At 33.8% G+C, this 25,230-nt stretch carries 22 protein-coding genes and 1 pseudogene; 1 reads left to right on the top strand and 22 read right to left on the bottom strand.

Features of this window, described 5'->3' with window-relative positions; genetic code table 11:
- Nucleotides 1-212: 212 nt before the first annotated feature.
- The 11 genes from BKO01S_RS16165 to BKO01S_RS24015 form a co-directional block, all read right to left on the bottom strand.
- The gene (locus BKO01S_RS16165; RefSeq protein ID WP_066056336.1) at nt 213-1,697 is read right to left on the bottom strand and encodes a methyl-accepting chemotaxis protein; all 1,485 of its coding nucleotides are present in this window, start codon (nt 1,695-1,697) and stop codon (nt 213-215) included.
- A 228-nt stretch (nt 1,698-1,925) separates the two neighbouring features.
- Complete coding sequence (locus BKO01S_RS16160; protein WP_066056334.1) at nt 1,926-3,197, bottom strand: L-lactate MFS transporter; 1,272 nt, start codon at nt 3,195-3,197, stop codon at nt 1,926-1,928.
- Nucleotides 3,198-3,487: 290 nt separating this feature from the next.
- Nucleotides 3,488-4,492 carry a nucleotidyltransferase domain-containing protein gene (locus tag BKO01S_RS16155; RefSeq protein WP_066056330.1) on the bottom strand — a complete coding sequence of 335 codons (1,005 nt, stop codon included), beginning with the start codon at nt 4,490-4,492 and terminating at the stop codon, nt 3,488-3,490.
- Nucleotides 4,493-4,510: 18 nt separating this feature from the next.
- Nucleotides 4,511-6,190 (bottom strand): ABC transporter ATP-binding protein, encoded by a 1,680-nt coding sequence (locus BKO01S_RS16150; RefSeq protein ID WP_232311257.1) that lies wholly within the window; start codon nt 6,188-6,190, stop codon nt 4,511-4,513.
- 116 nt (nt 6,191-6,306) lie between these two features.
- Nucleotides 6,307-6,759: a signal peptidase I gene (locus tag BKO01S_RS16145; protein WP_066056324.1), complete on the bottom strand. Its 453-nt coding sequence runs from the start codon at nt 6,757-6,759 to the stop codon at nt 6,307-6,309.
- Nucleotides 6,749-7,015: a PqqD family protein gene (locus tag BKO01S_RS16140; RefSeq protein WP_066056321.1), complete on the bottom strand. Its 267-nt coding sequence runs from the start codon at nt 7,013-7,015 to the stop codon at nt 6,749-6,751. Before BKO01S_RS16140 ends, BKO01S_RS16145 begins: the two co-directional genes overlap by 11 nt.
- A complete protein-coding gene (locus BKO01S_RS16135; RefSeq protein WP_066056318.1) occupies nt 7,015-7,788 on the bottom strand; it encodes a hypothetical protein in 774 nt (257 codons plus the stop codon). Before BKO01S_RS16135 ends, BKO01S_RS16140 begins: the two co-directional genes overlap by 1 nt.
- 60 nt (nt 7,789-7,848) lie before the next feature.
- Nucleotides 7,849-8,031 carry a hypothetical protein gene (locus BKO01S_RS16130; RefSeq protein ID WP_066056315.1) on the bottom strand — a complete coding sequence of 61 codons (183 nt, stop codon included), beginning with the start codon at nt 8,029-8,031 and terminating at the stop codon, nt 7,849-7,851.
- 201 nt (nt 8,032-8,232) lie between these two features.
- The gene (locus BKO01S_RS16125) at nt 8,233-8,670 is read right to left on the bottom strand and encodes a VanZ family protein (RefSeq protein WP_066056312.1); all 438 of its coding nucleotides are present in this window, start codon (nt 8,668-8,670) and stop codon (nt 8,233-8,235) included.
- Between the two features lie 27 nt (nt 8,671-8,697).
- A complete protein-coding gene (locus BKO01S_RS16120) occupies nt 8,698-9,414 on the bottom strand; it encodes a metallophosphoesterase family protein (protein ID WP_066056309.1) in 717 nt (238 codons plus the stop codon).
- Nucleotides 9,415-9,462: 48 nt separating this feature from the next.
- Nucleotides 9,463-9,969 carry a class I SAM-dependent methyltransferase gene (locus BKO01S_RS24015; RefSeq protein ID WP_084362110.1) on the bottom strand — a complete coding sequence of 169 codons (507 nt, stop codon included), beginning with the start codon at nt 9,967-9,969 and terminating at the stop codon, nt 9,463-9,465.
- 490 nt (nt 9,970-10,459) lie between these two features.
- On the opposite strand from BKO01S_RS24015, the gene BKO01S_RS16105 reads away from it, so the two are divergent.
- Entirely contained in the window at nt 10,460-13,597 is a 3,138-nt protein-coding gene (locus tag BKO01S_RS16105; RefSeq protein ID WP_198158831.1) for a chitobiase/beta-hexosaminidase C-terminal domain-containing protein, read from the top strand.
- 50 nt (nt 13,598-13,647) lie between these two features.
- Here BKO01S_RS16105 and BKO01S_RS16100 read toward each other — a convergent pair whose 3' ends face one another.
- From BKO01S_RS16100 to BKO01S_RS16050, 11 genes and pseudogenes are all read right to left on the bottom strand, one after another.
- Nucleotides 13,648-15,201 (bottom strand): lipopolysaccharide biosynthesis protein, encoded by a 1,554-nt coding sequence (locus BKO01S_RS16100; protein ID WP_066056297.1) that lies wholly within the window; start codon nt 15,199-15,201, stop codon nt 13,648-13,650.
- Between the two features lie 40 nt (nt 15,202-15,241).
- On the bottom strand, nt 15,242-16,126 hold the full coding sequence (locus BKO01S_RS16095) for a glycosyltransferase family 2 protein (RefSeq protein WP_066056294.1): 885 nt from the start codon (nt 16,124-16,126) through the stop codon (nt 15,242-15,244).
- 15 nt (nt 16,127-16,141) lie between these two features.
- The gene (locus BKO01S_RS16090; RefSeq protein ID WP_066056291.1) at nt 16,142-17,353 is read right to left on the bottom strand and encodes a glycoside hydrolase family 88 protein; all 1,212 of its coding nucleotides are present in this window, start codon (nt 17,351-17,353) and stop codon (nt 16,142-16,144) included.
- Nucleotides 17,354-17,528: 175 nt separating this feature from the next.
- Nucleotides 17,529-17,630 (bottom strand): annotated as a pseudogene (locus BKO01S_RS25280) (acyltransferase); the annotation flags it as partial.
- Nucleotides 17,631-17,980: 350 nt separating this feature from the next.
- Nucleotides 17,981-19,189 (bottom strand): glycosyltransferase, encoded by a 1,209-nt coding sequence (locus BKO01S_RS16080; protein ID WP_066056286.1) that lies wholly within the window; start codon nt 19,187-19,189, stop codon nt 17,981-17,983.
- Nucleotides 19,190-19,200: 11 nt separating this feature from the next.
- Nucleotides 19,201-20,391, bottom strand: a complete 1,191-nt coding sequence (locus BKO01S_RS16075; RefSeq protein WP_066056284.1) for a glycosyltransferase — start codon at nt 20,389-20,391, stop codon at nt 19,201-19,203.
- Nucleotides 20,392-20,404: 13 nt separating this feature from the next.
- Nucleotides 20,405-21,565, bottom strand: a complete 1,161-nt coding sequence (locus BKO01S_RS16070; protein ID WP_066056281.1) for a polysaccharide pyruvyl transferase family protein — start codon at nt 21,563-21,565, stop codon at nt 20,405-20,407.
- A 16-nt stretch (nt 21,566-21,581) separates the two neighbouring features.
- On the bottom strand, nt 21,582-22,616 hold the full coding sequence (locus BKO01S_RS16065; protein ID WP_066056277.1) for a glycosyltransferase: 1,035 nt from the start codon (nt 22,614-22,616) through the stop codon (nt 21,582-21,584).
- Nucleotides 22,617-22,628: 12 nt separating this feature from the next.
- Nucleotides 22,629-23,834, bottom strand: coding sequence for a glycosyltransferase (locus BKO01S_RS16060; RefSeq protein WP_066056274.1), 1,206 nt, complete (start codon nt 23,832-23,834; stop codon nt 22,629-22,631).
- 9 nt (nt 23,835-23,843) lie between these two features.
- Nucleotides 23,844-24,467 (bottom strand): acyltransferase, encoded by a 624-nt coding sequence (locus BKO01S_RS16055; protein ID WP_232311256.1) that lies wholly within the window; start codon nt 24,465-24,467, stop codon nt 23,844-23,846.
- 21 nt (nt 24,468-24,488) lie between these two features.
- Nucleotides 24,489-25,229, bottom strand: coding sequence for a glycosyltransferase family 32 protein (locus tag BKO01S_RS16050; protein WP_066056271.1), 741 nt, complete (start codon nt 25,227-25,229; stop codon nt 24,489-24,491).
- Nucleotide 25,230: the final 1 nt, after the last annotated feature.

The raw sequence follows: 25,230 nt of genomic DNA, 5'->3' as shown, positions 1-25,230 counted from the left end.
TTGATGAAAGACGTTTCCTGGTTAATTCTTCATCCAAACGTTCTTCATTCCCTTGATGAAGGACGTTTCCTGCTTTATCCTTCATCCAAACGTTCTTCATTCCCTTAATGAAAGACGTTGCCCGCTTGATTTTTCATCCTAACGTTCTTCATTCTCCTTACACGAAAAAAGTCCCCCTCATAATTAAAGAAGGACACTTTAACGTTTGTTATTTAATTTTGAACAACAATATTCTCCAAAGCTACAATCAAATCATTCAGCTGATCCAAGCTAGAAATAACCTCTTTCATCGAATGTCTTTGATCTTCCACTCCAGCAAAAATTTCTTCCGTTGTCGCTGATGCTTCTTCGGTAATATTGCTAATTGAAGTTACTTCATTCACAATACTGTCGGAAGCCTCTAAAAGAGAGTTCGTTTTATGCTGGATTTGATCTGCTTGTGAAAATACATTCGTTGCATTCTGACTAATGAGTTGAAGAATATTTTCTGCTTCTTTTGCCGCTTGTGAGCTCAACTCAAATGCATTTTTACTCTGATTTAATTTTTCCTGAAGCTGAATAATTTTAGAGAAAATGTCGGTTAACATGTTCCCCACTTCTTCTGTTGCTAGACGAGAATGTTCAGCTAACTTTCGAACTTCATCGGCAACAACCGCAAACCCCTTGCCTTGTTCTCCGGCACGAGCTGCCTCAATACTTGCATTAAGAGCAAGTAGGTTCGTTTGTTCGGTAATTCCTTTGATCGAGCCAAGCATTTCTTCAATTTTACTATTTTGAGAGGCAAGTGTTCCCATCAAACTTACTGTTTCTGTCATGCTGCCTTCCACTTTCCCCATGTTAGAAGCAAGCTGAGATAAGTGTGTAGCTCCCACTTGTGTCGACTCACCTGTTTTACCAGATAACGTCTTCATCTCCTCTGACGTTTGAGTAACAAGAGAAATTTCCTTATGAATTTTTTCAATATTATCCTTAATATCATGAATGGAAACGGCTTGGTATTCCACCCCTTTAGCTACTTCTCCAAAACCAACTGCAATTTCCTCTGTTGCCTTGCCCGTATGACTCACTTCGGCTTGAATGGATTGGTAAAAGGACAATAACCCTTGAATAGAGCTTTTAATGTTCTCAAAGGTTTCTTGAAGTTGCTGTTGCTGGATTTTAGATTCTTCTAAATGCACATTCACATCAGAAACTACTTTTCTACCAATAACAGAAATGATAATTCCCGCCACACCACACATAGCTACTAATACGTACAATACAACAAGATCAAGAACTGGCAACTGGACAGCTTTAAATGCTGGATTCATAAAAAACTGAATCGTAAATACAAACAACATAAGAACCGTTGCCGAAATCATGACTTTACGATCTAAGTAAACGATTGAAAAAATCAAATACAGGATAAAAATGGTCCACGCATTAAAGGTTGGAATGGCTATTAAAAGAAAATGACTGGCAAGAAACATGAGTGAGACTACTAGATACTTTGTCCAACTATAGCTTGCAAGCTTTTTATTAATAAAAAATAATAGCGAACAAACAATCACCGTTAACGCAAAGAAACCAAGCATGGGTCCCATCTCAATCTGCTTGAAAAAATACATAAGCCCAATGATGGGTACTGCCGAAAGATAAAGGGAGATTACTGTATATGTCAGCAACTTTGTCCCTAGTTTTTCATAATGTGTAGCCATTGTGCACCTCTTTTTTAAATTACTTTGTTTTCCTAAATGAATTATCGACAAATTTCGCGATTTTTTTAGAAGAAAAACACACTGTGTAAAATTTATTTTTTTTAAAAAGAAGGTACCAAAAGTAGTATGGATTAGTATTTCCGGTGAAATTATTTGTGAAGTTGATGATAGTAGTGGTTAAGTTAGAGGGTCGGGTTCATACTATGTTGCAGTATGAACCCTTATTTATTATCCAGCCTTCTTTACTGAATCCTGATTAATTACTTTTTGCGATTTTAATTTATTTATATCCGCTCGTATCAATAGAGAAATAACAAGCGCAAGTACAAATAATCCCGAAAAGAAGGTTAAGCTTCCTGCATAGCTTCCTGTCGTATCCTTAATCCATGCAGCGAACAGCGGACCCGCTAAGCCAGCAGCAGCCCAAGCGGTTAATATATATCCGTGAATCGCACCTAACTGCTTTGTTCCAAACAAATCTCCGATATAAGCTGGAATCGAGGCGAATCCCCCACCATAGCAAGTATAGACAACGATGAGCATCCCCATAAACAACCATTGAATTGACACTTGTGGAAGGAAGAAGAAAATAACCATTTGCAAGACAAAAAATGCTGTGTACGTATTTGGTCTACCAATATAATCAGATAATGAGGCCCAACCAATTCTTCCAAGACCATTAAAGATTCCAATGGCACCAACTAAAGCTGCCGCTGTCGCCATATCAATTCCTATGCTTTCCATTGCTAATGGCTTTGCTACTGCTAAAATAGCAATCCCACAAGTTACGTTAATGAACAACATAAACCACAAATACCAGAAACGCTTTGTCTTTACTGCTTGATTCGCTGTTAATTGTGATAAATCCAACGTAGCTTTTGCTTTTCCACTAGCGATTTTCTCTTTAAATCCTTCTGGCAACCAGTCTTCTTCCGGTTTCTCAAGGTATAAAGAAGAGAGAACCATGATGATAAAATAAGAGACACCTAGAATGTAGAACGTGTTCGCCACCCCAACGGAGTGTATCAAAGAGTTCATCACCGGGCTAGCAATCGCCGCAGCAAAGCCGAATCCCATAATCGCTAAACCGGTTGCTAATCCCCTACGGTCAGGGAACCATTTAACAAGAGTAGATACAGGAGCAATATAACCTACTCCAAGTCCAATTCCTCCAAGTGCCCCGTAAAACAAGTACAATAAGGACTTCGATTCCATATCAACCGCAAACCCCGCTCCTGTCATTCCAATCCCAAAGAATACCGCAGCTAGTAATCCCGCTTTTTTCGGTCCGTACTTTTCTACGAAATGCCCTAAAAAGGCCGCTGATAATCCTAAAAATAAAATAGCAATACTAAAGGTTAAAGCCACTTCAGAATCAGACCAACCAAACATCTCTTTTAACGGTGCAGTAAAGTTACTCCAAGCATACACGGAGCCAATTGAAATATGAATCCCCACTGCTGATAATGCGATCAACCACCTGTTCTTCCTCACTAACATCTCTCCTTAGTAAATTCTATATTTTAAATCGTCATGAATGGATCATAACGGATTTTACTTACCATAGGATTGTTGATTAAGTAAATGCAAATCAACCAAGACCAAAACACGAACATTTTTATTAAAGAAACAAAAAATATTCGCCTTTTCAAAATTGAATAAACCTACTTTATCATGCGAAAGTGAGGAAGACAATAGAAAATTAGTATTTTTATTGTGGGTATGTTGTTAAACTGAGGATTAAAAATAGCTGTAGGCTTTTTTGTAAGCGCTACAGCTACTGGTGTTTATTAGAAGTTATGAAAAGTGGTTTGTGTTGGCCGAAAGGATTTCATCCAATTGAAAAATTCATTTTTACTATGTGAGATACTATCATAGCTAAAAAACGAATAATCAATAAAATCTAGATAGTTCTTGAGTTGTTTCTTGTGTCCATTTTTAAAGGCTTTATAGTCCCAGAAGTTAGGTCTTCTAACAGGTAATGGTTTTACTTTCTGTAAATATGGATGCTGTTGATAAACGATTGCAAGAGTACGTATCATTCGTTTTTGAGTACGATGTTGTCTAGCCTGATTAAACAATGTAATATAATCAACTTGCTCACCAATTCGATAAATAAGTTGAATGATATCTAAAAAGTGTTTCGGAGAATCAAGATTATGTCTCCATCCATGCAAACAAATCATGTAAAAGGTATGGTAATCATTTAACTCAAAAATATGTTGATAGTTTCCCAACCTCTTGGCATTTTGCCAAAACTCTTCAATGGGAAGCTTACAGGTGTCATTCTTCAGTAAATTCCAGTGCAGTTCTACGGTTAAAGGAATTCTTGCATTTGGTATATGTCTACTAAAACTGCAGTGAAAATGTCCTTCGATGGGTTCCTCTTCAACTGTAAATCCTAAGGAAGTAACAAGAGAAATAGCTTTGTTTAAATCCTCTGGATGAATCAGCAAATCAATGTCTGAGGTTCCCCGTGCTCCTATATGACCAAAGTATTTTTCCGCAAAGTGTACACCTTTTAAAGGAATAGCTGGAAGTTCTCTTTCCTCAAAACAATCCAAAACCTTTGTAAGCTGGCTCCTGATAAATAGAGAAAGAAAAAGACTCTCTTCGTATTGCTCCTTTAATCTTTCTTGAAAGAATACAGGTGTTTGCTCCAATTTTCCTTGTTGCTTTAATAAGTAATACACCTGGGGAACAACACCGAACTCCATGATTTCTTTCAGTAGAGATTTATAATCAGATGAATCAAGAGGTATCTCTGGTTCATACAATGCTTCCATCCAGTTCATAACGTTATCCTCCTTTCCTTATGCAAGTGACAATTCAACTTTTGATTTAAACTTTGTCCGGCTTAAGTTTTGGTATAACCCTGGTTGATTGAGTAACTCCTCATGAGTCCCCTGTTGAACAATCTTCCCCTGATCCATTACTAAAATTAAGTCAGCACTCTCAATGGTCGATAAACGGTGAGCAATCACAAGAGTGGTTCGGTTCTTCTTCAAAGAATTCAAAGCTTCCTTCACATAGTACTCTGTTTCTGTATCAAGTGCCGAGGTTGCTTCGTCCAATAATAAAATCGGTGCATCCTTTAATATTGCCCTGGCAATCGCCATCCGTTGCTTTTGACCACCTGAGAGCTTCATGCCTCTCTCACCAATTTCCGTATCGTAGCCATTAGGAAGTGTAAGAATGAAATCATGAATACAAGCGTCTTGCGCAGCTCTAATCATTTCGTGTTCTGTGATTCCAGGTCTAGCTAACATTAGGTTTTCACGTATGGTACCTGCAAACAAAAATGTTTCTTGAGGGACGCTTGCTATAGAGCTTCGTAACTTTGATACAGTCATTTCTTTAATTGATACCCCATCAAAGAGAATGTCACCTTGTTGGGGTTGATAGAAGCCTTGGATTAGGTTGAATAAGGTGCTTTTTCCGGCTCCGCTTGGGCCGACAAACGCCACTGTTTTTCCAGCAGGTATTGTAAGGTTCATGTTAGTAAAAATAGAATTCACTTTGTTATAACCAAAATAAACATTTCTAAAATCTATTTGATTTTCTAACTTAGTAGATTGGATTTTTGAAGGCAATTCTGGAGAGTGCACGGGTTCATCTAGGATTAGTAAAAGACGATCGATAGCTGTAATTGAACGTTGGAAGTTTGCCCACTGACCAGCAGCGCCTGTTAAAGGCGAAATTAAATAACCAGAAAGACTAAGGAATGTTAGTAGGGATCCTACTGACATTGTACCTGTTGACACATAATAAGCTCCCATTAGAAGGCAGAGATAATATGTTCCTGAACGAATAAATCCGCTCCCTGCATTAAAGCCTCCACGGATTTTAGCATTAGATAATTCTAGTTGGTATAGGTCTTCATTTTCCTTTGAAAAAGAGTGATAGGTTGATTTATCAAGAGTAAAAGACCGAATTACTCCTATTCCCTGGAATGTTTCGGTAATTCGCATATTTACTTTTTCAAACAAGGAGTTAAGTTTACGACTATTCTTACGTATTATAAAACCAAAAGTAATACCTGCAAGAATTGCAAATGGCGTTACCATTAAACCTATAAAAGTTAATTTAAAATTGATATTAGCTAAATAAAAAAGTACGATTGTAAAAACAACGGGGATACGTATTAGGTTGATTAGACTGTATCCAATGACACCATCAAGATTATGAATATCATTGGTAAAGTAAGTAATAAGTTCACCTGTATTTATTTTTGACACTCTACTTACAGGTAACCTCAATATATGACTAAACATATGATTCTTCATATCTCTTTTCACACCACTGGAAGTGACTGTTTCAAAATAAATATCGGATAACCCGTAAAGAATATTAGATATGATTAGAATCAGGGCAACCGGAATATATGATATTATTTTATCTACATCAGCTCGTACTGCTGCATTTGCAATTTCCCCATAAAAAGTAGCAAAAGCAATGGTTAATAAAATATCTACCAATAGTAAAAAAAGCATGATAAGATACGCTTTTTTATGCTTTATTATAAAAGGTTTTAAGAGAAAAAATGTCTTCCTAAGATCTTTAAAATTAAAATATTCTTTCATCAAATCCTTAAACACACTAAATTTCCTCATAATGAAACACTTCTTTTATTTAAATAGGCTCTTACTATTCCAGATAATTTTGGTATAAGTATAATTATTTTTCCCCAAGTTATCGCTGCTATATTATTAACATTTATATTACGTTCTTTTCTCTTAATAAATGTCAATCTAGCAATTATATTGGAGCTTTCTATTGGCTCATCAAAGGCTAGATTGGTATCTCCTTTACAGAAATAATACAGTCTATTATTTCGCGATTTATTGCAGTAATAACGATGAGCAATTAGTTCCCCAGTTTTTGTCCAGAATAATATAATGTCTCCTTTTTTTAGTTTATCAATGTCGAATAACTCGAATTCACATAAATCCCCATTTTTTATGAATGGAAACATACTTTCTCCTATACTTGGTAATATTATTTTGCTATCACTCTCTAGTTTATGTTGAAGAACGTGGAGTACTTCCTCTTTAAATATCATGTTCTACTAACCCACACTCTATAAGCTGAGTTAAATATTGTTCTATATCGTTTATGGTAAGTTCCTCACTTTCTGGAAACTGGACTCTGATAGAACGATACAATTCATTAAGTGTTTGTACTTCGTTTAATAAATCCCAACAATATCCGCCTAATTGGTTAACTTTAGTTACCGTAAATTGGTCAACATTTAATAATATCCATTCGTTATCTAGTAAAGTTGCTTCTACATTACTTTTTTTTATGTATTTACACATTAGGAAATCAACTCCCAAAACGATTCGTTTTTTTGGAAATACAGTTCATAAACAGGAGTGTTTTGTACTAGTTGCTGCATTAGTTGTAAAATATTTTTAGTGTCTTCACGATTATGTGCCCAATAAAATACCTTATCCATTAATTGCATAAGAGCATCAGATTTTTTTAATAACTCCCGTTTATTTTGATTAGATTGGATAAGTAACTGAATACTACCTATACCAGCAGTTAAGTTTTTTGCATGCGATTCAGTCTCACTTCTAAAAGGGGAATCAAATACGGTAATTTCATTACCTTGTATCTTTATGATACTGGCTTCATCTGATAAAAGTATTCTTGGGTTTGACAGTTTAGCAGCAGTAGATTTTCCTGCTCCCGAATAACCCGTAAATAAGTGAGCTTTATTTTGGTCAATCACACAAGATGAGTGTAATAATAGCCCCCATTTTCTATAAACAATATAGCAACTATATAAATTCATCATTGCATGCTTGAGAGCAAAATCGTTATTAACATATATCTTTGCTTCACTATAATCCGCTTTTACTTCTATTAAATAATCATTTCTTTGGAAAATGATTTCATTCGATGTTAATTTAATCTTCATATCATAGTTAAAAAAAGGGGTACCATAATTCCCCATGATTTTAATGTACATATCTATGCTATCAACCTCTGTTTCAGGGAATTTATTGATTTCTTTTTCAAAAATACTATCGCTATAATTTATTAGAAAGATATGTTCTGCAATGATGGCTCTTTTTTCACTCATATTCTTCATCCTTTTATTTTAGTTAGAAGATGAGCAATCCTTGCCTCATCTTCTAACTTCCTAAGTATTGTGTACTCTGTCTGATTGAGCACCGCTATCCTTGTTTGATGGATTACAGTTTGTACCCAACCCTTTTCTATCGCCGTTTGCAGTTACACTGTCTGTTTTTAAGCATCCACTAGCTTTTGTTTCAAAATAAATCCTTTGGTGTGACAATACTGTTGGTTTCTGGATTAACCCCAAAATTTCTCACCTCCTTATTTCTCAATAGAGAACATAAAGAACTTAAAAAATATAGATAACTATTAATGAAATTATCTATAGCACCTCAAGTATACTCCTAAGACATTTCTTTATAAAGAACATCTTTTCGACAAAAGTTAACATTGTTATTAAATTTTTTGACGAATCCCCATGCTTTAGTAATTCTATCCTATGTACTTTTTAATTGGATAATTTCTTAAGGAAAGCTCCTAATTTTGAATTTTCTTGCATGTATTTTCTTCTAGTTAAATACCACAATGCTAAAACCCCAGTTGCATTTTTTAATAAATCAAGATAGGAAAATGAACGAAACGGAACAAAGTATTGGTGAATCTCATCTAATACACCATATCCACCAGCAAGAATAATCGCAATAATCTCTTTTGTTGTAGTAAGTTTCCCGAATAGCAAAAATCCAAAGATTATGAAAAGATATAATAAACCAAATTCAAAAAGGTGGGCTAATTCTAGCCCAGCTCCTATTAATAAAAGAAATCTCATATCTATTTTCGTTGAAAGCATATATACGGATTCTGGATCAAAGTTGCTAGTTTGGATCCAAATCAAAGCCATGTAGACGAATGGGAGAACCAATAGGAGCAATCTTATAATAAACATTTTATCCCTCCGTTTATCAGCATCCCATCAGAGTCTTCCATTGAAGACCACATTACTCATCATTTCTGCATTTGGGTACCCTACGTTCTTGTACTGTTCTACTACCTTATGGACATCATAACTTACTCGGACATTTGAAGTTTGAATAGTACCTTCATTTATATCAACTATAGAATACGAAGCCTTATTTAAACCATCAAATGGAAGCCCTACACTTCCAATGTTCACAATACATTTTCCGTTCATAAAACGTATGTATGGCTTGTGAATATGAGCGTAGATAAACAAATCTGCGTCAGTCGTAACCAACTTTTCTAGGATGGTTTCGTCACTAGCAGATGGGAGAACTACTTCGAACAAACTGTCAGGTGTAGCATGAAAAGCATGAATTCGTATTCCTTCAACCTCAAGATTCAATTGAGTTGGTAATTCTCTTAAGTAGTTGATGCTTTCATCAGACAGTTTGGATACAATCCAATCTCTTTCTTTATTCATTAGTTCTAGAACATGGTCAGGGACCTCTCCCTGCTGCACTCCTCGGACCACCCATTCATCAGCATTTCCTTTTATTACATTACAATCGAGTGCTCGAACTAGGTCTAACGCACGTTGCGGCTCAGGTCCGCGGTAGCAAATATCACCTAGGACAAATACTTTATCAACGTTTTTTGTTTTTATATCATTTAATACCGCATCCAATGCAATGCCGTTACCGTGGATGTCGGAGATGAATGCTAGTTTCATTTTTATAAACTCCTTAATTAATATCCGTTTAATTATACAAATATTTAACTACCCATTCAATTTAATAAAGATACTCTTTTGAGGAATTGGATTTCTTATTAATTCACTATTCCTATCAAAAACAGGAGTCAAATAATCATCCTGAACATGGTTACCTAATGCCTGATAGGTTGAAGCAAGCTTTGTATCTAGGAGTGAGTATTGAGTAAAGTGAACCACTAATAATCCATTTGGTTTCAAGAGATTATCAAGCTCAATAATCTGTTTTTCAAATTTTTCAAAGGGGTAGATTTTACTTAAGTTAGTAATTCCTTTAGCAGCTACATCATGTGGATTTCTTTGTAAAACAGCCATGCAAAAGATCACATCAAATTTACCATGCTTTTTTATTTCACTAGGTGTGGAATAAATAAAAGAAATCTTCTCATCTACTGGAAGCTTTCTGCATGTTTCAAGACTACGTTTATTAATATCTGCACCAATTATTTGTGCAGTTGGAAAATAGCTTCGTAATGTTAATACCTCTTCACCCGTAGAGCATCCATAGGAAAGAATCTTTAGATTCCCCTTACCCTTAAAGTACTCTTGACATGCTGAAAAATTTTAGGATACCGATTCATAAAGGTAAGAGGAGTAGTTTGATGGGTATTTTTCGATTTAAAAGATGCAAGAACAGGAGATATCGATAGTCTTTTTCAAAGCATACACGCTTTAAAATTTGGACTACTTTCCATATAGACGAGAGGATAGTAGCTCCTAATCTAACAATCTTACTTTGGGAAGACTGTTGTGCCCTTACCAACTGTTTTGCCATTCCGAACATTGAGACCTTTGTATTCATCTATACATTTCCCCTACCTAATCATTTTAGTCATCCTATTTTCTATATACAATATACCATCGTTCATTATCAAGAACAATAAAAACCTAAAAAACTACAGATTTACTCTAAAAGCCTTTTTTGATTAATCTTAGGAAGTTGTCCAAACAATGACATAAATCATTCCATAAGATGTTAGAAGAATGAGAAATGGAGGAGAAAGAAGTGATATTAGTTATAAAAGATTACTTTCAAGGAAGTGCGAATACACAAAAATCATACAATGAAGATATGATAGGATTTACAATAACAAATAATCACGAAACAAATAGCCTAACATTTACTATAAACGGAATGACCATTCCTGTAAAACCAAAGCAACACTTTAAGGGGAGATTTGCACCATTCCGTACCGTTACTATTACCTCAACTGTTCCATTCGAAGCAACTGTATCTGGCTTAATTGATCCTGATAGTGATCCGCCTACAGATACTGAAGCACCAATATTAAATATAACTCCAGCGAGTACATTTGATGGTCAACAAACCGTCACTATGAATACGAATGAGACTTCTTCTATATATTATAGCACTGACGGAACCACTCCAACTTCATCAAGCCTTAGATATACTGAGCCAATTACAATAGAAGACACTACAACCATTAAAGCATTCGCAATTGATTCCGCAGGAAATTCAAGTAGTATCCAAACTATAACTTATACAAAGGTTTCTAGTGGTCCAATTCAAGAAGGTCTTGTCTTGCATTATGACTTTACTGGGAAAGCGGGCACATCTTCAAATACCCTTACTGATAAGGTAAATAATGTGGTAGCTACCGTTGTTGGAGTTTCACATGATGGTTCAACGGATGGGTATGTGGATAATCGTGGACTTTTGTTACAAAAACAAGACTACGTTAGTATCCCTACCAATACTAGTCCATTGAACAACCTAATTGATTTTAATAAAGGTATAACCATTCAAATGGTTAGTTATGATACGAATGGTTCTCATTGGAAGACTGAGGATGGAAGGTTTACTTCATATCGCTCCTTAGCCTCACTTAGATACAATAAACGAGATGGTAGTACAGGAAGTATAGCCTATGATTCCTTTTGGTTTAGGGATGAACAAGGTCTTCGTCAGAGTTACTCAGATTGGTTAAATCCAATTGGGTCTAATGCCATTAATACTTTTACATTCAGAATTAACTTTGATAGAACTGTCAATATATTCATAAACAATGCGATTAACGATAATGGTTCTCTACCAATACCAACTGATTTTGCCTCATTTGTGAATAATATTGCAACTTCTCCTCTTCATATAAGAAGAGATTTTGTTGCACTTAACACCCAATCTGAGAAACTAGCTTCTTTTATTATTTATAACCGGGCAATAACAGATGACGAAGTCAGAAGAAACCATAATTTTTTCTCAGCTAGCACACCCTTAGTAGGATTACAAGTTCAACCAAAGGAAGTTAATCTTTCACCAGGAGAAAGTCAAATTTTATCGGTTCAAGCATTACCTGATCAATATACAGACCAATTAGATATCACCTTTCAAAGTGGAAACCAAGGTTTTGTTACTGTAGATGAAAATGGGGTACTAACTGGGGTCACTGATGGCGAGACGAATATATCAATCACTGCTCAATACAATAATCAACCCTTTACTGAATATGTGAAGGTTAAGGTTGGGGGAGAAGTAAGTAATCCCCCTTCTTCCTCTAGAATTATTGATGGAATGTCTATAAATAGAAAAACAGACTCCATTGAAGTAGGAGAACATTTTGTTGTTATGGCTACAGCTTTATCAAGCAAGTTACCATATGATGTGTTTAATGAAAATATCGTCTATTGGGAAAGTTCTAACCCTAATATAGCAAGTGTTCAATACGGGGTGGTTAAGGGGATTGCTGAGGGACAAGCGACACTAACTGCTTATGACGCAACTAAAACTCACTCTAAAAGCTTTGATTTAACAGTTACTAAACCAAGTGTTGAAACAATCACACCCCAAGATACTTATCTTGTTCCATTAGCATCATACCAAATCAGTTCAACTAACACTAATTCTGTAGATACTACAAACGGGATTCAAAAAGCCTTGGATTATGCTTCAGCTAACAATTATAAAAAAATAGTCTTTCCAAAGGGGAGCTATCTAATTACACCGACAGCGAGAACGATTCACCTCCCTACCAATTTGACTGTAGATTTCAGTGATTCGGTAATAAATATTGAACCTAGCTCACTAACCGCTACTGGGTACAGAATGTTTTTAATGAATAATGTTGTTAATACAAAGCTTATAAGAGCTCATGTTTTTGGAGAAGCGGATTCTACAACTGTTAATACTTCTGTTGAAGGCTGTATAAGTCTATTAATTGAGGACTGTGTGAATTCGGGAATTGAACAATGTACGTTTAGTAAATCACCAGGATTTAATGTAATTACAGGTACAAGGCAGAATATGAATATGGGTAAAGCGACAAAGAGTATTTCTGTCAGTAGATTTAATTTTGAAGCAGGCAATATTAATGACCAAGGACAAAATGATAATAGTATTACAAAGAATTACTACCGGTATAATCAATTTATGGATATTTCGGGACTAGGAGAATACTATTTATTAGGTTATACCCAGGGGTACCATGGATATCCTCACTTACGATCACGACTTTACTCTATCCATTTTTACGATTCAAACTATCAGCATATTAGCTCACAAATGTACAACCTACAATATTATAATTATCCAAAACCAGTTAACGCTCGATATGCTAAAATTGTTATTTATCAAGAATCTCCGCCAACTACTGGCGACGCTGACTTTGGTGGAGCAGTTGCTTTTATCCGAACGGTTGGAATGCCGAGAGATTGTTTTATTAAGAACTGTACGCTTGAAAATAACTTTAGTACAGGCCTTGCCTTATGTGGCGGTCAGGGATGGTGGATAGAGGGGAATACGTTTTCCAATAACAAAGGAAGAATGCCTGGTTGCGATATTGACTGGGAGGACGGCTGGGAGCATATGGTAGGAGATGTGTTGAAGAACAATACGTTTAATTCACCAATCGGAGTAATCATGAGTGCCGGTGCTAGCCTTGCAGCATTTGAAAATACCTTTAGTCGCTCCGCCTTAATTGTTTGGGGAAGAACTCAGAACTGGAGAATTTTTAATAATTTATTTAACGAAAAACCAAGTGTAGCTAGTCCAAGTCTTTCTACTCAGGGCGATTCTATCTTTGCAAGGAATATTTTAAAAAGGGTACCACCTTATACTACAAGTACTTTACATGGTGCTAGTGCAGAGTATAAAGTTCATGAAATAGGTAATATTTTTGTTAATTAACTTATAAAAAAAGTAGCCATTCTAAGTATAGGCTACTTTTTTGTTAATGTTTAACCTACATTTTTAATTTGTTTTTTCAAACTAATTAGTTTAAAAGTCTTCTGAAATAAACCTTTAGCAATACCATATAAGTATTTAAATTCTTCAGTCTTATGATAAATCAAAATATATATTATGTTTGGAATGGTTAAACTAATTACTGCTTTTAATATTAGAGTTTTAATATCATGTGCATTAATCAAGTCTCCTGTATTTTTAGTAATTAAGTAGACTACAAACCCAGTTACTAAGTATACTGTGTAACTTCTAATATATGAACTAATTGGTTTAGAGAAGACTTTTTTATACACTAAGTAGGGTGTTAACCAAAAAGGAACTGCTAGCGCACTCACTAATGTACCTATAAACACACCAGTAATACCTATTTTCTGGACAAGTGTTATGGAAACTACTAAATTAATTACTGCTTGGCAAAGAGGAGCGTAGCGATCTTCATGGAAGATACCGGATGTAGTTTTTAAGGTTGTGATTGAATTCCTCATACCTCTTTCAAAAAAAATGAGCATCAATACATAGATTAAATTTCCTTCAAATAAAAAGTCTTTTCCTAGCCACAAACTGATAAAAGGTTCGAGCATAATGGCCAAAAATATTGTAAAGATGGAGTATAACCAAAAGTTTAGAAGCCTATATGTTTTATAAATGCTATAAACCTTTTCTATATTTTCTTTTGCAACCAAATTTCCTACACTGTGGTAGATATTATTAAATATCTGATTAATAAATGTTCTACAGATTTCAATTAGCATATTGTAGTTAGAGTAAATTCCTACAGCAGCAACACTAACAAAAGAAGAAATTATGATGTTATCAGTACCAAAAATTAAGTAATTACCTATGTTCTGGAGAATAAGTGCCTTTACATTTTTGGTAATGTCCTTCTTAGTAGAGCTATCAATTTTACCTTTAACTTTATCTCTTAAAAATGGATACATTTTATTGACAATTATAGCTAATATAATTGAGTTCGAGATAGTAATTACACTATCAATGACCAGGTACAAAATATAATCTTGTGTGAAATGAAGTATTGCTATTTTCAAGCAAACAGATAGTATGGACGAAATAGAATAAATCCCCGTAACAATATATCCTTTTTGACTAACATTTAAGAATGAGCTTTTATGTACATAAAAATAAGGTGCAACCGTATTTAGAAGAAAAATCAGATAGATCGAATGAACATTATTAATATTAGTATCCTTAATAAACATATCTAAAAAAGGCATAATAGCTAAGCCTGATACCAAAACAATTGCCGCAATGACCAAATATGCATTTTTATAAAACTTCATTAAAATATTTACTCTATAATGATCACTCTCAGCTAAAGGCTTATAAAGGCTATACATAATACTAGCCCCTAATCCAGCTTCTGCTAGTGTTAACATCGCTAGTATATTGGTAAACAATCCATTGATACCTAAATACTCTATTCCTAACGTACTAATAAATACTGTTCTAGAAACAAAGCTTAGTATGGTTATGATCATCTGATTAGCTAAACCGGCTCCAATATTAATCATAGAATTTTTTACTCTCATAAAATCCCCATTTTCTACCGTTATTCACTTCTTAAACTCTTTATTTGCTCATTCCAAATAATCTATTCTTTGACTGGAACACCATTATTGCTGTCAGTAGGGTTAACTTGTTTATCTCCAAATTTTTAGCAGCTTCATTTATTCCGGTAGTGCTTTTTACAAAGTTATAGTACAAATTGTAATTAGCTAACTTTGCTTTTAAATTATACTTACGAAAAGTAATCTGTTGCTTGAAGTAGATGGCTGTTCCTATTGGATTTCTTGAAAAAATACTTTCCATGTTTTGTGTTAACCCATCCTCAAGGTAGTCACATATGTAAATTACCTGGTTAAACCACCTAATTTTGTATCCATCATTAGCCATTCTATCCCAAACAGTAGCTTCTGTAATAAATGTTTCTCCATCTATTTCATCAAATTTATACTTTCGAAGAATTTCTGTATAAAATACCTCTGCCTTATCGCCTGTGATGTTATATTGATTTCTTTCAAGGGATGTAGCATCAATGTATTCACCAGCAAAAGTTGTACCTATAAACTTTGATTTTGATTTACCCCTATTCCCAGAAAGCCCACAATACATTTCTTTATTCTGTAAATCCAACTCCCATTTAACCACTGTTTCTAGGGCATCCTCTACCAGATAGTCATCAGAATCTACAATAAAAAACAACTCACCTTTTGCTAGGTCAGTTGCTTTATTTATAGCCCGATGCTTACCCCCATTTTTAATTTTTAAATACCTTATTGTAAAATTGTTATTATCTTTTAACCACATTTTAAACATTTGCTCTGTGTTGTCCTCGGATCCGTCATCAATTACTAACCATTCAAAATCAGTAAATGATTGTCGTTGCAGTGATATATACAATTTTTCTATTATATAAGCCCGGTTATAGGTTGGAGTAAAAACAGTAATTTTCATATTTCACGTCCTTATTTAACTTACCTTTGATTTCTCAGTTTTGGCTTCATTCATCTTCATAAAACTGTTCACTAACCTAATACAAAACCCCTGAGTGAAGGGTAAGATATTAAATTCATTAGAGTAAACACCGATATCTTTTGTATCACCTTGCGAAAAATCAACCGCACCATTTCTTCTAGTTACCCGCATAAGATAGTTTAAAGATTTATCAGAATTTATAAAACACTCTTCTGTAATTTCTGGTATTTCTCCAGCATTCACCAAAAACCATCCTAGAATAGCGGTGGTAGATGAGTCTTTTAGTGTTTCACTTCTTGTTACCGTCCATCCCCAGCTACCATCATCTTGTTGAAAACTAATTGCTGCTTTTGCAAATTTAATTACAATCTGCTCAAGTTCATTTTTATACTTATTTCCTACAGGTAGTTGCTTCCATGAATCCATTAATCCTATGGCATACCACCCTAGACCTCTTCCCCAACCATAAAGGCCTAATGGTGTTTTATTTTTATAATCATATGCATGGACAGGAATAGAATATTCTTTATGCATACCATACAGTTCATAGTTTCTTATTTGGGTCATTGCAAGTTCTAAACATTCTTCTTTTCCATACCTTAGTCCATAACTCACTAGAAAAGGGCAAATAAACCCAATAGTATCAACATAGCGATATTTTTTTGTTGAATGCCTATAAAATATAGTTCCGTCCTCACCCTTATGCTCTTTAATGAGGGACCATACTGTATCTAGAGCATGCTTATACATATTTATATCAATAAATTCCAATTTCATTACAGCATATGCAAGGATCGCTACATCAATATGTTTCGGCTTTTCTATCCATTGCCCATTTGAATCAAAAGTTCTATTTAGATAACTTACAATTGACTTCTGAAATGATATATCATCTCTAGTCTTAGAATATTCATTTAATGCTAGAAGTAGAGATGCTTGTTGCCAATGCTGAATTGCTGCTTTTGTATAATTCCCCTTAATGATATCCAGTATGATCAATCTTGAATTATCAGTTACCTTTATTTTTGGTGTTTTTAGTATCCACTTCTCTGCTATGTTACTTATGTCATTTGTCCATGAATCCATATCTTTAAATCTTCCTATTTTAATTCTTCCTATCCAATCTCTTAAAAGTGGGACCAAGTCTATACAAAGGACTAAAAGAATCATAGTTACAAATAAGTACAATCCCAAGTGTATAATCACTATCTTATAATTCCTTTCTAGCAATAAATAAATTATTTAACATAACCTACTGTATTTTCTAACTCCTCTGCCATTTGGTCACACATAGCAGGTGTAATATTTCCACCAACAGTCCATCTAAAATCATAGACTCTTGATCTCTCCATATTCTACTTATGTCGATTAATATATTCATCTGTTTGGCCAATACCCTTGCTGGGTTGCCGCCTACAATTGTGTTTTCCGGTACCGACTTTGTTACCACACTTCCAGCAGCAACGATAGCATTTTTACCTATACACCAGGCATAATTAAAGCTCTTGCACCTATAAATGCATTGTCTTCAATTTTTCCTTAGCTATTTTGGTCTAATTCTAATAACGTTTTGTACTGGCGTCATGTGCAAGTAAATATGCTTGTGGAAAATGTACATTATTACCTATTTCTATTAACCAACAATGTGCTCCGTCAATCAAACAGGTCTCTCCTATCTTCATACCTAGACCAAGACAAGCTTTAATAGTCAGCTCTTCATTTGACATTTCCCCCATTTTCATTTGAATAAAGTTCTTTACCCTAGTAAACAAATTGATCAGCTGCCTTTAAGATTATTAAAATAAAAAAACTACCCCTAAAGGTAGAATGCCATTACAAATTTATAGTTACTTTATCTTCTAATAAACTATAAAATTTATTTACTTCATCTTCAGTACCATGACATTCCATAATCAAATTCTGACTTAACTGAGTTCTTAGTGCCTTATTATCTATTAAAGATTGTATATTTATAGCAATTTCATCTTCGTTCATTTCAGATATAAGCCCTGTCTTTCCATGGATAACATGGTTAGTTGCTGTTTCAAAGTTAGTTATAACTATAGGTTTTCCTAAAACTTTCGCTTCCTCAATAGATATAGATTTACCTTCGTACCTTGAGGTCTGGACAAAAATATCTGCTTTTTTTATATAAGGATAAGGGTTTTCTTTTAATCCTAAAAATTCAACATGATTATTCAGTCCCTTTTCCTTTATAGCTTCTTCTAGCAAGTTTTGTTGATCTCCCTCACCTATTAGATACCATTTGATTTTGTAACCTTTACGTATTAATATTTCCAAAGCATTTAAAGTTAGTTCCAAACCCTTTTCTTTTGCTAACCTTCCAACAGAAATCAAATTTACAGCTTCCTCAGAAATCATATCTTCGACTGGTTCTATAGATAAATTATTTATTATATTTGTAGAAATAATATTATGTATACACTCTATCTTATTTTCATTATTCGGAAACATATCTTTTAATTTATTTACTAGGTCTTCCGAAACAGTAACTATGTGATCTAGCTGACTTAAGTAAAAGTTTTCTTTCTTCACATTTATATTTAATTTATTTAAATCAGTATGAATCCAGCCAATTTTCTTCTTAGCTTTTACTCTATCTACTAAGTAATAAATCGGACTTTTTTCTTGAAAACCAATAGCAACATCATATTCCTTGGGTAAGTGGCTTAAAGATGAAGCTAAGTATTTCCAAAATTTCTGTTCTACTTTCGCACCATTCTTTTCCGTTTTTGCCAAAAATCCCAAAACACCTCTATTCATAACTAGTTTATAATCTTTTTTACTTACTAGCTCAAACAAAGAATTTTTTAGAGGAAGGTCTATATATTTATAGTTTTTTGGTTCTGGTAGTAAATTAACTTCATTTGGTAGCTTCTTCAAAAAAGTACCCTCATGCTTAAATAAAAATAAATCTACATTGTAGGAAGTATAATCAATTGTTTCCAATAAAGATATAAGTGATTTTTCAGCTCCCCCACAAACTAACTTATTCAAAATAAATAACAAGTTTTTTTTCACTTTTTCAACCCCTAAAAAATTTGATAGAGCTTTTCAACTTCCTTTTCCGTTCCTAGTTTTAGCTTTTTTAGGTTATCACTCAATGTTTCTCTATGTTCTCCATTTATTATCAGTTTCTCTATTCCATCAGCTACAGATTGGCCGTCCATATTTACAATCATACCGTCTACTCCGTGAGTTATCTGATCTTTCGCTGTACTAAAGTCTGTTATAACAATTGGCTTTTGTAGTATTTTGGCTTCATCAAGAGCAATTGACTTTCCTTCAAATCTGGAAGGCTGGACATAAATATCTGCTTGTTTTAAGTATGGGTAAGGATTTGCTTTTAGACCTAATAGGAAAAAATGATTTTTAAGACCCTTTTTCTCTATGAGTCTTGTTAATTTTTCACGTTCATCTCCTTCTCCTATTACATACCATTTTATGTTAAATCCATTTTCCACTAGTAACTCACAAGCATCAATTGCCATTTCCAAACCCTTTTGATAATGTAGTCTACCAATTGTTAGTAAGTTAAATTCGCTTTCTTTTTTCTCAAATTCACTCTCAATGGTTTGGTTAGCCATTTCATGAATGGTGGATGGAGAAACTACATTGTAGATAACTTTCACTTTATTTTCTTGTGTTGGGAATCTCTTAACAAATATATTTGCACACTCCTCAGAAACAGTCACTATTGATGAGAGTGCATCAAAATAAGGTGAGTCGAAAACTGGATCCATTCCCAATTTGTCATAATCAATATGTACCCAGCCTATTTTTCGTTGAGCCTTCACTTTATCCACGCAATAGTAGGTAGACGTTTTTTCCAAGAATCCGATAGCAACGTCATATGTTTTTTCTAAGGAGTCTAGTGATTTACTTAAATACTTCCAAGTATATTGCTCTCTTTTGGATATATCCTTTGTTCTTCTTATCTCTAGACTAAACAATATACGATTTAAAGCTAAAATTGGTTTTCCTGCATTTATTAAGTCCTTGATAGAATCTATTAATGGTTTTGAAAACATTTTATAGTTCTCAGGTAGAGAAAGAATCTTTACTTGAGATGGAAGATAGTCCATAAAAATTCCTTCATGGTTCAGAAGGAACAAATCTACATTAAATTGTTCATAGTTAATTTGAGATAGTAAATTGATTAAACTTTTTTCACCACCACCAGCAGATAAGCTTGGGATGATAAATAATATATTTTTTTTCATACAACCCCTCATCCTATTTGACTAGCTTTTGTAAATGATCCGCTGCTTTATATGACATTTCTTTAATTTGAGGAATCGATTCATTTAATTTATTTATTATTTCTTCCTCTTCATTAACCATTTCATCAAAATATGTTTTTAATAGATCGCTATTGGAAATTTCATTTATATTTAATACCAGTTTCTCTTCACCAAATAAATCCTTGGCTATTCCCTTTGATTTCACGCTATAACCAAGTACCATTGTTGGTATATAATTCGAATATGCCGCGATTGTCGCATGAGTTCTTGCTCCAATAAAGAATCTCATTCTTGCAATATACCCTTTATATTGAATGGCATTTAGATTGTTAGGTAAGAGAATGACTCTTCCTGTATCTTTAAATTCTTCGTAAAACTTTTGAAGTACCTCATAATCATTATTACCATCAATAATTACGTGAGGAGTAAGAGCGATAGTCATGTCTGTAACATCTATTATGTGACGGATAAGATCTCTAACTGATTGTTCTGATTTTGGATTTCTACTTAGTACTAGTGGACTGAAATTTAAGCCTACTGTGTTTCCTTGTTGCCATCCATTAGGCAAATCTAATTCTTCCTTCTCCATAGTAAAGGCTGAGTCCGCACAAAGCTCTACATTGGTTAGTCCTTTACCTTTTAGCATGTTGTAGGTTAGCGTTTCCCGTGCCAAAATAAGATCAAATAATTTTAAATCTTTAAGTGTATGTTCTGTAATATCTTCTTCTCCTATTGAACATCCCCATAGAACTAACTTCTTCCCCTGCTCTTTTGCTTTCTTATCAATAACATAAAGTGCTGGTTGGTCTCCATAACAATAGTTATCTCCACCAACAGATAAAAGAACATCCATATTTTTCATATGCTTAATTGTGTTTTCTTCATACCTACTTATGGCATATGTGTCGTCTTTGAACAACTTAACATTAAGCATTGAGATAATCCAATCTTTTGAGTACTTCTTTATAGTTCGGGTTGATCCATCAAATACTCCATCTATTTTCTCAATAAATTTATCTGTTTCTGGTTTGCCTGATGCTAAGTAAACCCTCGAATTATCGATCTTGTTCTTAATAATCGTTGCAGTAGAACGAACAATTGCTTCACAACCTCTATTTAAACTTCCACCATGGGCAAACATTAAAATATTCATAATAAAATCCACCTTTCTATCTGTTTCTAAATCTGCTGTATGCTGTCGCAAAATAAAGTGCAGTTACTGATCTTTTATGTATCATTTTTACAATAAATCTCTCATATCTCCCTAAATCACTTTCAGTATCTAGGTAATATACCTTTAAAGCCTCTCTTACATCTTGGTTGTGAATCATATTTTTTACGTATTGGTATCTTTTGTTAAAGCTAACTTCCTTTGATGGTTGCAGGTATAGATGTATATATGAAATTACACTGTTAATAAACTTAGTTGATTTAAGTATTTGTATTTTTTTAAGTGGTATCTTCTCAGTGATTATGGTAGGAAATTTCATATTGTATACATCTAACGCTCTTTTAAAATAATCTTTGTTGGCGATATTTCTTGTAGCACTACCTTTTACTTCTCTGTAATAATAACCAGTGTAGTCAATATACTTTGCAGCTTTTGTATAATTAAAAAAATAAAGATTAAAAAGGCCATCTTCTCCTAACGCAATGCCTATAGGAAATTTAAGCCTCTTATCTTTTAATATTTTATTTTTATATATCTTATTTACAACACTGTTTAAGTTATCCACCTTTAACAAGTAAGGCAATATTTCATTTTCTATGTAATCGCCTACCAACCTTTGATTTAAAGGAAATGGATACGTTGTTTTATAAATTTGACCATTCATTTCACTTTCAAAATTGCATATGATCACATCAAAATCATCTTGTTTAGCAGCTTCATACAGTACTTTGAACATATCCTCCCTAACGTAGTCATCAGCATCAACAAAACCGATATACTCACCACTTGCTAATTGTAAGCCTGTATTTCTAGCAACACTTACTCCCTGATTTTTTTGGCTGACTAGAATAATTCTTTTATCATTTCTCTGATAAGATTCAATCAATTCTCGACTTTTATCCGTTGAGCCATCATCTATAAAAATGAATTCACATTCCTTAATTTTCTGATTCACTAGGGATTGGATGCATTCCTGAATGTATTTTTCCGCATTATAAACTGGAATAATGATACTAACCTTCACTTCGTCCATCCCAATCCCCCCTTACTGACTTTTAATTATTTCATATAGTTTTTCAATCTCATCATTGTTACTGTAATTTTCTTTCTTTGTATTTTTAACTAGGAGATTTCTAAGGTCACTATCAATAAATAGATCTTTTATTGCATCTGCTATTGCTTCAGGGTTACTTCCACAAATGATTCCATCTTTTCCATGGGTAACTTGACTTGCAGAAGTAGGATAGTTAGTTATAATGATCGGCCTGTTTAATATCTTTGCTTCAGTAACAGTAACTGCTTTCCCTTCATAACGAGATGGTTGGACATAAAGGTCACAAGCTTTTATATAGGGATAAGGATTGGCTTGTTTTCCTAATAAAATAAAGCTATCTTCCAGTTGATAGCTTATAATCAGATTCTTCAACTCTTGTTCATACCCTCCGTAACCTACCACATACCATCTAATATTAGTAAAACCCTTGTCATGTAATAGACGGAGTGCTTTAACTGCTAAATCAAATCCTTTTACATAGGATAGTCTTCCTACTGAGAGCACACTAAAAGATTCTCCAGGCATCTTATTAAATGCTACCGCTTCATTGGCCATACTAGTTATAAAAGCAGGTGATGTAATATTTTCAAGAATAAATACCTTGTTCTTTAAAGATGGATAAGTTAGTAAAAATGAATTGCAACATTCCTCGGATACAGCTGCAATATAATCAAACTTATTCCACATCTCTAAATCAATTTGATTATCAATCTCTAATTTACTGTAATCTGTGTGAATCCAAGCAATTTTTCTCTTTGCAGAAATTCGATCAGCAATTAGATCATGAGGCCAAGCATAACTTATGGATACATCATAATTTTTCTTGAGCTTTGGCACTAACAAGGATGAATATTTGGATACCAGTTGCATCTGTATATAACCAGATCCTTCCTCAAGCTTTCTTGCCTTTGCTTTTTGTATTGCGGCATACTTTGCAACGATTCTGACTATCGATGATGCATAATGACCTTCATTCAAACATTGAGTTATTGGCTTTCTAAAGACTGTATAAGCATAAATTTGAGGTAGAAGATTTACTTGATCAGGGATTAATTTCATAAAATCTCCTCGATGTTCAAATACCAACAAATCTACGTTATACTGCTCGTAATCAAAAGCTTCCAGCATATTAATCAAGCTTCTCTCAATTCCACCAATTTCCATATCATAGACTGATATTAAAATATTCTTCTTCATAATTTTTCCTCACATTACTTTTGTTTGGATGTGACCATGGCCAAACGGTATTACTTCTTTTTCTCTTTTATTAATAAATAATGAATTTGCTGGAACATTACCTTTTACTACACTACCAGCAGCTATAACTGCGTTGTCCCCTATGGTGGTATCACGTAATATAACTACATTCGCTCCAATCCACACATTCTTTCCAATGGAAACAGTTCCTTTTATTAAATGTGATTCGCTTGGATCTTTGTAATTATGATCATGATCATTAATGCATACATTAGGTGCTATTTTGGTTTGACTGCCTATAGTAATCTTATTTACACAATTTATCGTGCAATTATTATTAATAAAAACCTTGTCACTAATGAGAAGTTCACCAGTATGATCAACACGAATACTAGTGTTCTTTCTAATAAAGACAAATTTACCTATATGAACTTTAGCTTTTTTATGAAATATTTCTATATGACTATTTGCCTGAAGAAAAAATATAGTTGATCGGATATTTCTTATAAATAAGAGAGCATTTAATGAACCTCTTATACAAGCAAAAATGTTGGATAAGTTCATTAAAATTGTGAAAATTAATCCCCTTGATTTAGCTTCGGTAACTAGTGCTTTTACCATTTTTATGATCATGGTAGGAATACTCCTTCCACATTATTTAGTAATAAAGCTTCTTAATCTAGCAATATTTGATCCCCCGATAATTCTTGCAGTAGCTTTTTTCAAACTACTTTTTATCCTAGCACTGGGCGGTAGCCAACTCTTGTAGAAGTAGTGCATAGCTACAGTACTCTCAGTAACAAATTCCCTTATGTTTATATAATCATATGGAGAAAAGTACGTTTGTGGATAAAAGGCTCCGATGCCTTCAATCTCTTGATAACTTCCATCTCTTTTTAATCCAGTGTCTTCTAAAATTTTTGTAACGATCGCAACATTTGTTAGCTCATGAAAACTACCGTCTTCCTTTAGAAAACTTTTGCTTCTATATGAATCTAAGAATTGAAAAATTAGTTTATTTTCTTTTCTCGCTCCAATCGTACTTGTCGCAATATAATTCTCTTGCTCAAATCCCCAAAATGATTCATGGTGAAGAAATTTGTCAAAGGTTTGAAACACTTCAACATCTGTGTCTAAATAGATTCCACCCTGGTTATAGAGTGCATATACTCTTACATAGTCACTTACAAATGCAAATTTACCAGCTTCATAAGCTTCTTGAACAAAATTATTTGAATGAATGTCAAAGTTAGTTTCATTCCACTCAACAATTTCATAATCGTTTAGGATTTTCCTCCAACTTTGGATGCACTTTTTAACGATTTCAGGCTTCTCTTTCCCGCCAAACCAACAATAGTGGATAACCTTTGGGATAGTTGTTGTATCTGCTTTCATC

Origin of the sequence: Robertmurraya korlensis NBRC 107688, from assembly GCF_001591645.1 — a bacterium.
GTDB lineage: Bacteria > Bacillota > Bacilli > Bacillales > Cytobacillaceae > Robertmurraya_A.
The sequence above is the reverse complement of the archived record's forward strand: the minus strand, read 5'-3'. Positions and strand labels throughout refer to the sequence as shown.